This window comes from Burkholderia sp. PR2, assembly GCF_052372875.1.
In the GTDB taxonomy this organism is placed as follows: domain Bacteria; phylum Pseudomonadota; class Gammaproteobacteria; order Burkholderiales; family Burkholderiaceae; genus Burkholderia; species Burkholderia diffusa.
In genome coordinates this window covers 2,169,752-2,182,522 of record NZ_JBQRWH010000001.1, presented here as the reverse complement: position 1 = coordinate 2,182,522, position 12,771 = coordinate 2,169,752, and the positions used below count along the sequence as shown (strand labels likewise).

The window sequence follows — 12,771 nt, the reverse complement described above, 5'->3', positions numbered from 1 at the left end:
TTGATCGGCCGTCTTACGCGGCTTTCTGTTGATTGCCGCGATTGCGGTAGGCCTCGACCCACGCGTATCGATGTGCGTCGTCGCCGCTCTCGCCGGGGGCGAGGCTCATGTACTTGAGTGCGCCCATCAGGTCGGGCGGCTGGATATGCCCGGCGAGGAAGCGATCGACGAGCGTCATGTGATCGCGATAGCGCAGCGGATCCTGCTGGAAGACCCAGCGGTCGATTTCGGAGTTGAAGTGATAGGTGCGGCCGTTGTAGTCGAGCGGGTAGTCCTTCACGTTCCAGCCGTTGCCGGGAATCGCGCAGATCGGCAACTGGCTCATGTTGCAGACGATCGGCAGGGTTTCCGGCATCGTCAGGTGCGTCCGGCCCGCGACCAGGTTGTCGATGATGACGTCCCAGGCCTTGCCGAACGTGTCGTTCCAGCCGGGATACTTCTCTTCGAGCCAGTCGCGGCAATCCGGCGTCATGCCGGCGGCGGGGTTCCACCAGATGGTCGGCCGCCAGAACCAGATGCCCATCTGGTACGCGTGATGCTGGTAGTCGAACTCGTTGATCATCTGATCCCAGTACCACGGCAGGTCGAGGCCGAGATCGATCAGCGTGCGTTCGAACTGGCCGACGATCCACTCGCGCATGAACTCCTTGAACGATTGCTTGCGGTGATGCAGCGGCGTCGCGTAGTCCATCGAGGTGCCGGTCAGCAGGCAGAAGAGACGCCATGCGCGGGCGATGGCGACGTCGACGAGCTTCTGCGCCTCTTCCTTGCGGCCGTTCGCGATCAGGATCTGCAGCGCGGGGCCGCCAATCTGCGCATGGCGCGATTCGTCGGTCTGGATGCTCGAGATCAGGCTCGCGAACGTGAAATCGCCGGCTTCGGCGGCGTCTGCGGCGAGGCCCAGGAACTGCATGTTGGTGAAGCCGGTTTCGAACGCGAACGTCAGCATCACGGCGATCTCGAGCGCGCTGCGCGACATGAACAGGTCGTCGAACGTGCTGCGCGCGGCGATCGCACCCCACTCGTTCGTGTGATAGGCCTTGTGGGCCCAGTCGAACTGACGGTCCTTGTGGCAGTAATCGTGCGGGAAATACAGCTGCAGTTGCCCGTGGCGGTTTTCGTCCAGCATGCCGAACGTCGCCATGTTGCGCATGCCGGGGGCGCGGCCGAAGCGGGCCATGCGCGCTTCCGCGCTCATGGCGGCGTATTCGCCGAGCGCGATGGCGCCGTAGTGCGACTTCAGGATCGACAGCCAGCCGGGATCGGCCTCCTCGAACATGCGGCTGCGCTCCAGCGCGGCCTTCACGGAATAGGCGCCGGCGTCCTTTTCGCGCTGAATGCGGACGTATTCGGAATAGGAAGTCTTGTACGGCTCGTCGTAGGCTTCCCACGTTTCCATCGGAATGCCTTGCGCGCCAGTCATGATCTCGGGGAAAAGGTCGGACTCCGTAACATATCGGGGGGTCCAGTTCGTCGAGCGGGCAATGTCGTACCACGCCGACCGTTCCAGTAACGCCATGGTCATGTCTCCTTGATTGGGATCGTTCGAACCGGTTGTCTGCGCACGGAGGGTGTCGCGCGAGGGGCCGGTGTGAATGACTGAGCAAGGGCAGTGCCAGGAACGGGCTGCAACGGGAATGTGTGCGCTGCAAAAATCCCGACATTCCTGGTTTGGCGGTATGAAGGGCGCGGCAGGTATTTGGTATGGTGCGACGCACAAGCAACCTGGAATCAGGCCGATTTGATGATTTGGTCAAGCGAGTCCGGCCTGCGCGCGACGAACCCTGCTGATCTTTTGATAAAAATCTCGATATTCGTGCGTCGACAGTCGGCGATGCGCGCTCGCTTCACGGCCCGGCGTGGCTGTTTTCGGTACGAAGCTGGCGCGGCGGACGGCATGCAACCGAGCTGGGAAGGAGGCGCGACCGGCAGCCGCTCGCGAAGCGGCGTTGGCGGACGAACCGTTCATTTTCTATGCGGCGGACGGTGACGACGAAGGGCAGCTGGCGATCCTGCGGCGGGTGCTCGGCCGGGCGCCGCGCATCGTGCACAAGGTGAGCAGCACGCTGTTCGTGCTGGCGCTGGCGCTGGCGGGGGCCGGCCTCGGCGTGGCGCTGGTGCCGGCGCCGCTCAGCCGGATCGCGGCGCCGAACATCGTATACCGGAAACTCGCGGGCAACGTGCCGGGCGCCGAACTTGTCGTGCTCTGCCGGATCGGCGGGGAATGGGGAGCGGTACAGCAGTATCTGGCGATGCTGGGCGGGCGCGCCGCGTAAGCGTTGCGGCCCGCGCCGGCATCACGCCGTCATTCCTCGTCCATCAACCGGACCTTGACGCGCTTGCCCTTGATCTTTCCCGCATTGAGCTTGCGCAGCGCGTCGTGCGCGACGCCACGCTCGATCGCGACGTAGGTCGAGAACTCGGTCACGTTGATCTTGCCGATCTGCTTGCCGTCGAACCCCGCGTCGCCGGTCAGCGCGCCGAGCACGTCGCCCGGCCGGATCTTGTCCTTGCGGCCGCCGAGGATCTGCAGCGTTTCCATCGGCGGCAGCAGCGTGTCGTTGCCGGCCGGCTTCAGTTCCGCGAGCGGATACCATTCGACTTCGCGCTTCTGCGCCTGCTCGATCGCGCCGACGCGCCCCATCTCGTCCATGCTGGCGAGGCTCAGCGCCCAGCCTGCCTGGTCCGCGCGGCCGGTGCGGCCGATGCGGTGCACGTGCACTTCGGGGTCGGGCGTCACGTCGACGTTGATCACCGCCTCCAGCTGTGCGATGTCGAGCCCGCGCGCGGCGACGTCGGTCGCGACCAGCACCGAGCAGCTGCGGTTCGCGAACTGGATCAGCACCTGGTCGCGTTCGCGCTGTTCGAGCTCGCCGTGCAGCGCGAGCGCGTGGAAGCCCTGTGCGTGCAGCACGTCGAGCAGGTCGCGGCATTGCTGCTTGGTGTTGCAGAACGCGATCGTGCTCACCGGCCGGTAGTGGTTCAGCAACTGGCCGACCGCGTGCAGCCGCTCGTTCTCGGTCACTTCATAGAAGCGCTGGCGGATCTTGCTGTCGTCGTGGCGCTCGGCGAGCTTCACTTCCTTCGGATTGCGCAGGAACTGCTGGCTCAGCTTCGCGATGCCGTCCGGATAGGTCGCCGAGAACAGCAGCGTCTGGCGCGTCGTCGGGCACATCCGCGCGACCTTCGCGATGTCGTCGAAGAAGCCCATGTCGAGCATCCGGTCGGCTTCGTCGAGCACGAGCGTGTTCAGCGCGTCGAGCTTCAGGTTGCCGCGGTCGAGGTGATCCATGATGCGGCCCGGCGTGCCGACGACGATATGCGCGCCATGCTCGAGGCTCTGCGCCTGCGGCCGCATCGGCGTGCCGCCGCACAGCGTCAGCACCTTCACGTTTTCCTCGGCGCGCGCGAGGCGGCGCACTTCCTGCGCGACCTGGTCGGCGAGCTCGCGCGTCGGACACAGGATCATCGCCTGCACGTCGAAGCGGCGCGCGTCGAGGCGCGCCAGCAGCGCGAGCGAGAACGCGGCGGTCTTGCCGCTGCCCGTCTTCGCCTGCGCGATGAGGTCCTGGCCGGCCAGCGCGATCGGCAGGCTCGCGGCCTGGATCGGCGTCATGTCGACATAGCCGAGCTGCGCGAGGTTCGCAAGCGAGGCGGGCGTCAGCGGCAGTGCGCTGAACGGCGTGGCGGTCGGCTGGGTCATTCCACGTCTCCGAGGTAGGGGCGGCCTTCCATCTGTTCGTAGACGACGTTGCCTTCGTCATCTTCGAAACGTTCGAGGTAGTTGCGCGCGCCGCACAGCGGGCAGCGGAACAGCAGCCCCTGGCCTTCGTCCTTGATGACGACGTCGGACTGTTCCCACTGCGTGCCGCAGCTCTGGTTTCGGCAGGTAAACAAGGTCTTTCTCCAACTGAATTCGGTTGATGTGGCGCCCGGGCGGGCGCGGCAACGGCGTGCGGCGCTCGCGCGGCTCGGGCGCGGGCCGCATCGGGCGTCGCTTAGATTGCGTCGATGCGGATGATGGATCGGGCGGCGACGGGGTCGCGCGTGCCGCAATTCTAGCGGAAGCGAGGAGGCGAATGCGGACGATCGGCTGCGAGGGGCCGGTTGCGGACGACCGGTTGCGGGCGACCGGCTGCGGGCGATGCCTGCAAGGACAGCGCGCATTCAGCGCCCGTTGTTTCCGGAAAACAGACCCCGATCGCCGCCATGACGAAAAACGGCCGCCCCGGAGGGCGGCCGTGTAGTGCGGCGCAACGGTGCCCTGCGGTGCCGCGCGGCACCCGGACGCGTTACAGCGCCATGTCGGCCGCTGCTTTTGCGGGGCGCGCCGGGGTGGTTCCCGTCGCCTGCGACGGCGCCGTCAGGTCGATCTTCGGCGGCGGCGAGAGCTGCAGCACGTCGCTCGTGTAGGTCCATTCCTCGACGACTTTCGCCGGGCTGTCGTTCAGCTTCGTGCCGTAGCTCGGCACGATCTGGCGGATCTTCTGCTGCCATTCGGGCGTCGCGACCTTGTCCTTGAACACCTTCTGCATCAGGTTCAGCATGATCGGCGCGGCCGTCGACGCGCCCGGCGATGCGCCGAGCAGGCCCGCGATGCTGCCGTCCTGCGAGCTGACGATCTCGGTGCCGAGCTTCAGCACGCCGCCCTTCTTCGGGTCGCGCTTGATGATCTGCACGCGCTGGCCGGCCTGCCACAGGCGCCAGTCTTCCTTCTTCGCGTCCGGGAAATATTCCTTCAGCGCGTTGAAGCGGTCGTCGTCGGACAGCATCAGCTGGCCCGCGAGATACTGGACGAGCGGAAATTCGTCGACGCCCACGCGCATCATCGGCGCGACGTTGTGCAGGTTGGTGCTCTTCGCGAGGTCGAAGTACGAGCCGTTCTTCAGGAACTTGGTCGAGAACGTCGCGAACGGCCCGAACAGGATGATCTTCTTGCCGTCGATGATGCGCGTGTCGAGGTGCGGCACCGACATCGGCGGCGAGCCGACCGACGCCTTGCCGTACGCCTTCGCGAGGTGGCGCTTCACGACCTCGGGGTTGTCGGTCACGAGGAACGAGCCGCCGACCGGGAACGCGCCGTAGTCCTTCGCCTCGGGGATGCCCGACGCCTGCAGCAGGTGCAGCGCGCCGCCGCCCGCGCCGATGAACACGAACTTCGCGTCGACGGCTTGCGGCGGTTCATCCGAATGCAGCTTGACCCACGACACGTGCCACGTGCCGTCGGCGTTGCGCGTGATCTCGCGCACTTCGCTCGACAGCGACAGCGTGAAGTTCGGCTGCGTTTTCAGGTAGCCGACGAACTGGCGCGTGATCTCGCCGAAGTTCACGTCGGTGCCGATCGGCGTCCACGTCGCGGCGACCTTCTGCTTGCGGTCGCGGCCCTCCATCATCAGCGGCACCCACTGCTTGATCTGGTCGTAGTTTTCCGAATACTGCATGCCGCGGAACAGCGGGCTCGCCTGCAGCGCGTCGTAGCGCTTCTTCAGGAAGCGGACGTTGTCGTCGCCCCACACGAAGCTCATGTGCGGCGTCGAGTTGATGAACGAGTGCGGATTCTTCAGCACGCCCTGCTTGACCTGCCACGCCCAGAACTGGCGCGAGATCTGGAACGACTCGTTGATCTCGATGGCCTTGGAGATGTCGATCCTGCCGTCCGCCTTCTCCGGCGTGTAGTTCAGCTCCGCAAGCGCCGAGTGGCCGGTGCCCGCGTTGTTCCAGCCGTTCGAGCTTTCCAGCGCGACGCCGTCGAGGCGTTCGACCATCGTCATCGACCAGTCGGGCTGAAGCTCGTGCAGCCACACGCCGAGCGTCGAGCTCATGATGCCGCCGCCCACCAGCAGGACGTCGACCTTCTTCGTATCGGCCGCGTGCGCGGACGACGCGGCGACGCACAGCGCGAGCGCCGACAGTATTACCCGTAACGTTTTGATCACAGCAGATCCCTTCTTCAACTTGGATGCATCGGTTTGCCATGCCGCCCGGCCGATGCGGATTCGCGTTCGGCCCGCGCATCCGGATATCCGGACCGCGAATCCGGAACTCCGGACCGGCCGCGTTCGCCGTTGCATTTGCGCACGCGAAGCCGTTGCGAAGGACACCTTCGGATCGGCTTCATGCGCTCGCGCAATCGCATGCTTCACGTTCGCGCCACGCGTGCGCAAGCCCGTGCTGCAGGCCTCGCCGGACGGCGCTTCAGGCTGCGTCGAAAGAGGCCGCGCACCATGCGTTCCGCGGGGGCGGGATGGCAAGGGGCCGTAATATAACCGAACTCGATTCCCGTGTCGCACGCGCGGAATATCCTTGTTTTCGTGGGGTTTCTTGCGTGTCCGGGTTTCCGGAATGACGGTGCGCGGAACCGGAAAAATGGCGGGAACGGACGGGGCGCGACGCGCGCGATATCGATACTGCATCCGGACCGCGGCGTTGCACCGCGATCCGTTTCCGATCACTTCATCACTTGGACGAACCGCTCCGGCAGAACTGGTCGTACCCCAGCGCCGAATTCGCGAAGCCTTGCGCCTTCGCGAGTTCCCACGGACGCTCGCATTGCTGCGTTCGCTCGCACCATGCGTAGCCGGCCGAGCCGATGCAGCCGTGCGCGTCGCGATCGCCGCCGACGACCGGCGGCGCGGCCTGGGCTGTTTGCGCCGTTTGCGAGGCCTGTGTGTCGTGGCCGGCGACATCGGGCGGGAGCGGATAAACCGGCTCATTCGCGCACGCGGCCAATGCAAACGCGCAGGCGATCATGGCGGCAATCGACGCGGAAGAAATGAAATGCTTCATACGGTAGCGCTCCATGGGATGAGGTTCGACGGTGGATGCCCGCGAACGGGCGCTTGAACGATTCGATCACGCATCCGGCACCGGCACGCGCGACGAGAACTTGACCTCGCGCAGCGCGAGGCTCGACTGGATCGACGACACGCCGGCCTGCTTCCTCAGCACGCGTTCGACGAATTCCGCATACGCGTCCAGATCGGCGGCGACGACCTGCAGGATGTAGTCGGCCGCGCCGGTGATCTTGTGGCACGACGTCACTTCGTCGTGACGCCGCATCACGTCCTCGAAGTGGTCCGAATCCTGGTCCGAATGCATGTTGAACGTGACCTGCACGAACGCGAACACGTTCATCCCGAGCGCGCGGCGGTCCAGGTTCGCCTGGTAGCCGGTGATCACGCCTTCGTCCTCGAGCCGCTTGCGCCGCCGCCAGCACGGCGTGACGCTCAGCGACAGCCGTTCGCCGAGCGTCGCGTTGGAGAGCGCGCCGTCTTCCTGCAGCAGGCGGAGCATCGCGCGATCGACGCCGTCCAGTTCCACCGAAGCGCGATTTTTGCTCATTCCAGGGTCTCCGTAGGCGGTTTTCTCAAAATTGTATGAAACGGGGAGGCGAAAAGCAAAGTTATTGCCGGCCGGCGTCAATAGACTGTTGCCATCCCCTTGAAGCATTCAATGCAACGGTCAACCATGCTCACGGTCTACAGCAGCGATCACCATCTGCATCGCGGCGTCGAACTGAAGGACGGCGCGATCACCGATTCGTTCGAGAACCCCCTTCGCGCCGAGACGGTGCTCGCGCAGGTCCGCGCGTCCGGTCTCGGTGACGTGATCGCGCCGCGCGCGTTCGACCGCGCGTGCTATGCCGGCGCGCACAGCGCGCGCTATGTCGACTTCCTCGCCGGCGCATGGGACGAATGGACCGCGACCGGCCGCACCTGCCAGGCGCTGCCGCTCGTATGGCCGGTGCGCGCGATGCCGTCGGCCGCGACGCTGCCCGACTTCATCGACGGCAAGCTCGGCTTCTTCGCGATGGATGCCGGGGCACCGATCAACGCCGGCACGTGGGACGCGGTGAGCGCGAGCGCGAACTCGGCGCTCACCGGCACCGACCTGCTGTCGAACGGCGGTGCGCGCGCGGCGTTCGCGCTGTGCCGCCCGCCCGGCCACCATGCGGGCCGCGAGTACATGGGCGGCTACTGCTACCTGAACAACGCGGCGATCGCCGCGCAGCACGGCATCGCGAGCGGTGCCGCGCGCGTCGCCGTGCTCGACGTCGACTTCCACCACGGCAACGGCACGCAGGACATCTTCTACGCGCGTTCGGACGTGCTGTTCGCGTCGCTGCACGGCGAGCCGGCCGTGTCGTACCCGTACTTCTCCGGCTACGCGGACGAGCGCGGCGCGGGCGCGGGCGAAGGCTTCAACCTGAACCTGCCGCTGTCGAAGGGCACGCAGTGGGACACCTATGCGACGGCGCTCGGCCAGGCCGCCGCCGCGATCGCGAAGCACGCGCCCGACCTGCTCGTCGTGTCGCTCGGCGTCGATACGTTCGAGCACGATCCGATCAGCCATTTCAAGCTGCGCTCGCCCGACTACCTGCGGATCGGCGAAGCGCTCGCGCGCCTGAACCTGCCGACGCTGTTCGTGATGGAAGGCGGCTACATGGTCGAGGAAATCGGTATCAACGCGGTGAACGTGCTGCTCGGCTTCGAAGGGCGCGCGTGACCGCATCGCTTCGCCTGCAATCAACGACGGTCCTGATCACGAACCAAGAGCGACAAGGAAGGAGACGAACATGAATCGACATCGGAAGAAAACGGCATGCGCGACCGTGGCCGCGCTGGCGTGCGCATTGCCTGCGTTGTCCGCGCACGCGGACGACGTCGTGCGCATCGGGCACGTCGCGCCGCTGACCGGTGCGATCGCGCACCTCGGCAAGGACAGCGAGAACGGTGCGCGGCTCGCGGTCGAGGAGATCAACGCGAAGGGGCTCGTGATCGGCGGCAGGAAGGTCACGCTGCAGCTCGACGCGCAGGACGACGCAGGCGACCCGCGCACCGCGACGCAGGTCGCGCAGCGGCTCGTCGACGACAAGGTGGTCGGCGTCGTCGGCCATCACAACTCGGGCACGTCGATCCCGGCGTCGCGCGTCTATCGCGATGGCGGCGTCGTGCAGATCTCGCAGGCCGCGACCAACCCGACGTACACGCAGCAGGGCTTCAAGACGACCTATCGCGTGGTCGCGACCGATGCGCAGCAGGGGCCCGCGCTGGCGATGTATGCGGCGAAGAACATGGGCATCAGGACGGTGGCCGTGGTCGACGATTCGACCGCCTACGGGCAGGGCCTGGCGACCGAGTTCGAGAAGGCGGCGAAGTCGGCCGGGATGAAGGTCATCTCGCGCGACGCGACCAACGACAAGGCGATCGACTTCCGCGCGATCCTCACGAAGATCAAGGGCGAGAACCCCGACGCGATCATGTACGGCGGGATGGATGCGACCGGCGGCCCGCTCGCGAAGCAGGCGCGCCAGCTCGGCATTCGCGCCAGGATCCTCGCCGGCGATGGCGTGTGCTCGACCGACCTGCCGAAGCTCGCGGGCCCGGCATCGGACAACGTCGTGTGCTCGGAAGCCGGCATCGCGCTCGAGAAGATGCCGGGCGGCGCGGCGTTCGTGAAGCGTTACGACGCGCGCTATCACCAGCCGATGCAGGTGTATGCGCCGTTCTCGTACGACGCGGTGTACATCATCGTCGACGCGATGAAGCGCGCGAACTCGACGGATCCGGCGAAGGTGCTCGCCGCCATGCCGGCGACCGATTATCGTGGCGTGATCGGCGAAACGAGCTTCACGCCGCAAGGCGATTTGAAGCATGGCGCGATCTCGGTGTTCACGTACAAGAGCGGCAAGAAGGCGCTGCTCGATATCGTCCGGATGTGACGCAGGCGGGGCGCACGGCGCGGCTTGCGCCGTCGTGCGCCCGGTTGCGTCGCGACGCGCGTCACGATGCCTGCACGCGGCGCGGGTCGGCCCGGCGCTGCTGTTCGGCGTCGTGCACGATGTGCAGCTCGCGCGTGCGGATGGGCAGTACGCAGTCCGCATCGGCAAGCGTCTTGCGCACCTGGCGCGCGAGGCGCCAGCGCAGCGCCCAGAACGTGTCGGTGTGCGTCCATACGCGCATGTTCGCGATCGCCGTGCTGTCGTCGAAACGCATCACCATCACGTCCGGTGCGGGATCCTGCAGGACGTCGGGGTCGGCCTCGGCCAGCGCACGCAGCGCGTCGAGTGCGCGATCGATGTCGTCGTGCACGGACACTTCCACTTCGAGATCGAGACGGCGCGTCGGATTGCGCGTGTAGTTGCGGATCGCGCTGCCCCACAGCGCGCTGTTCGGCACGTATTCGCAGATGCCGTCCGGCTTGGTCAGCCGCGTCATGAAGAGCCCGACCTCGTCCACCGTCCCGGCGACGCTCGAGCCGCCGTCGATGAAGTCGCCCACCTTGAATGGCCGCAGCAGCAACAGCATGATGCCGGCCGCAATGTTCTGCATCGTGCCCTGCAACGCGAGCCCGATCGCGAGGCCGGCCGCGCCGAGCACCGCGACGACGCTCGCGGTTTCGATGCCGAGCTGCGACAGCGCGCCGACGATCGCGACGATGCGGATGCCCCACACGGCGACGTCGCAGAGGATCGGCCGCAGCGTGTCGTCGACGCGCTCCTTGTTCGCGAGCAGCCGGTTCAGCCAGCGGCCGATGCGTTTCGACAGCCACCAGCCCGCGACGAGCAGCGCGAGGGCGGCGCAGAGCCTGACCGAGAGTGTGGACAACGCGTTCCACAGGAACGTCCAGCGTTCGGGATGAAGATGATCGAGAAACATGACGGGATTCCGGGTTGAGCGGGCAAGCGCGCGACGGGTGCCGGCGTCCGTCATGGTCGGACGGGCATGCGCTCGCGCGTCGGCAGCCCTCGACTGTACACGCCATGCGGGTTTTCGCGCGAACGCATGGGTGACGGCACGCGATCTCCGGTTTCGCGGCCAGCGCGTTGCGGCGGTGTGGTTTCCCGCGGAAACGGGCTCGTGGGATGCCCGTGCTACGACCTCGACCTCGACCTCGCGCCGCTCGCAGACGCACGGTTCGCGATGCCGGCCGCAGGCGGCGAATGCGGCCGTGCTGCCCGCGCCGTCGGGCAGCGTCGATGCGGTCGCCACGCCGGACGGCGTGGCGAAGATCGACAGGATCGCGCTGCTTAGCCCAGCGGCCAGTTCAGGATCGCGATGCCGTCGTTGTAGTCGCCGTCCGTGCCGTCTTCCGAGCCGACCAGCCCGAAGTAGGTTTTCTTGAAGATGTCGACCTGGCGCGAGCCGATCTTCGACGGCTTGCCGTTCGCCGTCACGACCACGCGCACCTTCCCCTTGCCCGAGTTCACGATCTGCGTGTTCAGGTTCGCGTCCTGCGTGCCGGCGCCCTGGAACGTCGCGGCCGGCTTCGGGTTGTCGTCGACATAGACTTCGATCGTCTGCTGCGCGGCCGAATTGACCAGCGCCGTCACGCCGAACGCGATGTTCGGCGGCAGGTTGAAGATGCCGTCGCGCTCGCCGCCGCCGGTCGTTGTGGGTTCCGGCTGCGCGGGTTGCGGCGTCGCCTTCGAGAAGTAATTGACGACCGCGCCGACGCCGAATTTCGCCGCCGCGCCGGGCAGTACACCGGGCGCGCCGGCCCACGTCACCGTGCACGCGATCACCTGGCCCGCCGCGTCGGCCTTCACCTTGTTCTGCCAGCTGCCGACGTCGAAGCTGTACGGGATGGTCGCGATGTCGACGAACACGTCGTATTGCGGCAATTTTTCCACGAGCTGCGCGGTCATGAACTGACGCATCCGGTCGAGCACCGCCTGGTCGCCGTTTGCCTGTACGGCGGTTGCGTCGTTGCCGGCGAGCTGCAGAAGCGCATACAGGTCGTCGTGGGTAAAGGGTTGTGTCATGTCGTCCTCGTTTTGATGGATTGTCTTGCGTGACGCGGCCGGCGATCGGATTTCGCCGTGTCGCGCGTGGCGCAGCGCGCGGGCTACCGATGGTGGCCCGCACGGATCGCAATGCGCGGTGGGCTCCGCCGTCATTGCGATCCGGAAAGCGGCGCGCCGGACATGCCGCGCCGCGAATTTTCGTCAGCGTTGGTCCGTCAGCCGATCGGCCATTGCAGCACGACGATGCCGTCGTTGTAGTCGCTGTCGTGACCGTCTTCCGACACGACGATTCCGAAGTTGACCGTGAACGGCGAGCCGTCCGATTTCTTGCCGTTGATCGGCGCGAGGCGGGCGTCGGTGGCCGACGGCTTGCCGTTCACCGTCACTTCGAAGCGGAGCTTGCCGTTGCCGGAATTCAGCGTGGCTTCGCGCGGGCCGTCGCGCGTGGTCAGCTTGTGATAGGCGGCGGGTTCCTTGCTGTCACCGATGAACAGTTTGATGTGCTGCTGCTCGGCGGCATTCGCGAAGAAAATCGCGCGGAAGTCGGTGTTCGGCGGAATCGAAAACTCGCCGGCGCGATTCGAGGACGTTTGAGAGTCGGCCATGCTTGCCTCCTGAAGGTCGGTGGATAAGGCGTTTTGTGCGTCGCGCAAACGTTTGCCGTTTCAAACGCGACGCGGCCAGCATGGCGAAAAATAAATAAAAAAATATTCGGCCGGGAATGGAAATTGTCCAGAAAATCGGAGATCGAAACAGTTTGATTTAATGATGATCATTTAATCGGATATGGTTCTGAATATCCGCGAAATGATATCGCTGCGCGTCACGCTTATTTGAACAATGAATGGGTGCGCGGGCGGGAATCGCCGGAGGATCGGGCTTCGGTGCCCGTCGGGGCGGGCTGATTCATTCCTTCGATGTTGCGATGCGCTCGCCTGATACACCTGACAGGCGATTAATTTCGAGATTAGAGGTATCGTGCACGGAGCGCGCGCGCTCGATATTCGGCGGCTTTTATTCAATTG

12 protein-coding genes are annotated in these 12,771 nt (G+C 65.9%); 3 read left to right on the top strand and 9 right to left on the bottom strand.

Annotation, left to right across the window (positions count from 1 at the left end; translation table 11 throughout):
* Positions 1-13 precede the first annotated feature (13 nt).
* A complete protein-coding gene (locus ACT2FV_RS09640; RefSeq protein WP_059604973.1) occupies positions 14-1,519 on the bottom strand; it encodes a toluene monooxygenase in 1,506 nt (501 codons plus the stop codon).
* A 340-nt stretch (positions 1,520-1,859) separates the two neighbouring features.
* Between ACT2FV_RS09640 and ACT2FV_RS09635 the strand changes: the two genes are divergently transcribed.
* Entirely contained in the window at positions 1,860-2,276 is a 417-nt protein-coding gene (locus tag ACT2FV_RS09635) for a LysR substrate-binding domain-containing protein (protein WP_444503750.1), read from the top strand.
* Positions 2,277-2,305: 29 nt separating this feature from the next.
* On the opposite strand, the gene dbpA is transcribed toward ACT2FV_RS09635, so the two are convergent.
* From dbpA to ACT2FV_RS09610, 5 genes are all read right to left on the bottom strand, one after another.
* Positions 2,306-3,703 (bottom strand): ATP-dependent RNA helicase DbpA, encoded by a 1,398-nt coding sequence (dbpA, locus tag ACT2FV_RS09630; RefSeq protein ID WP_151047143.1) that lies wholly within the window; start codon positions 3,701-3,703, stop codon positions 2,306-2,308.
* On the bottom strand, positions 3,700-3,897 hold the full coding sequence (locus tag ACT2FV_RS09625; RefSeq protein WP_059604979.1) for a hypothetical protein: 198 nt from the start codon (positions 3,895-3,897) through the stop codon (positions 3,700-3,702). The genes dbpA and ACT2FV_RS09625 overlap by 4 nt, the downstream gene beginning before the upstream one ends.
* A 395-nt stretch (positions 3,898-4,292) precedes the next feature.
* Entirely contained in the window at positions 4,293-5,954 is a 1,662-nt protein-coding gene (mqo, locus tag ACT2FV_RS09620) for a malate dehydrogenase (quinone) (protein WP_444503749.1), read from the bottom strand.
* Between the two features lie 502 nt (positions 5,955-6,456).
* On the bottom strand, positions 6,457-6,786 hold the full coding sequence (locus ACT2FV_RS09615) for a hypothetical protein (RefSeq protein ID WP_124627703.1): 330 nt from the start codon (positions 6,784-6,786) through the stop codon (positions 6,457-6,459).
* A gap of 66 nt (positions 6,787-6,852) precedes the next feature.
* A complete protein-coding gene (locus ACT2FV_RS09610) occupies positions 6,853-7,341 on the bottom strand; it encodes an Lrp/AsnC family transcriptional regulator (RefSeq protein ID WP_124627701.1) in 489 nt (162 codons plus the stop codon).
* A gap of 126 nt (positions 7,342-7,467) precedes the next feature.
* On the opposite strand from ACT2FV_RS09610, the gene ACT2FV_RS09605 reads away from it, so the two are divergent.
* Together ACT2FV_RS09605 and ACT2FV_RS09600 are read left to right on the top strand one after the other, a co-directional pair.
* Positions 7,468-8,505 (top strand): histone deacetylase family protein, encoded by a 1,038-nt coding sequence (locus tag ACT2FV_RS09605; protein WP_124627815.1) that lies wholly within the window; start codon positions 7,468-7,470, stop codon positions 8,503-8,505.
* Between the two features lie 70 nt (positions 8,506-8,575).
* Positions 8,576-9,721, top strand: coding sequence for a branched-chain amino acid ABC transporter substrate-binding protein (locus ACT2FV_RS09600; RefSeq protein ID WP_444503748.1), 1,146 nt, complete (start codon positions 8,576-8,578; stop codon positions 9,719-9,721).
* A 61-nt stretch (positions 9,722-9,782) separates the two neighbouring features.
* On the opposite strand, the gene ACT2FV_RS09595 is transcribed toward ACT2FV_RS09600, so the two are convergent.
* From ACT2FV_RS09595 to ACT2FV_RS09585, 3 genes are all read right to left on the bottom strand, one after another.
* On the bottom strand, positions 9,783-10,658 hold the full coding sequence (locus tag ACT2FV_RS09595) for a mechanosensitive ion channel family protein (RefSeq protein WP_444503747.1): 876 nt from the start codon (positions 10,656-10,658) through the stop codon (positions 9,783-9,785).
* Positions 10,659-11,029: 371 nt separating this feature from the next.
* Positions 11,030-11,764: a fucose-binding lectin II gene (locus ACT2FV_RS09590; RefSeq protein ID WP_124903207.1), complete on the bottom strand. Its 735-nt coding sequence runs from the start codon at positions 11,762-11,764 to the stop codon at positions 11,030-11,032.
* Positions 11,765-11,961: 197 nt separating this feature from the next.
* The gene (locus tag ACT2FV_RS09585) at positions 11,962-12,351 is read right to left on the bottom strand and encodes a fucose-binding lectin II (RefSeq protein WP_059604998.1); all 390 of its coding nucleotides are present in this window, start codon (positions 12,349-12,351) and stop codon (positions 11,962-11,964) included.
* Between the last annotated feature and the right edge of the window lie 420 nt (positions 12,352-12,771).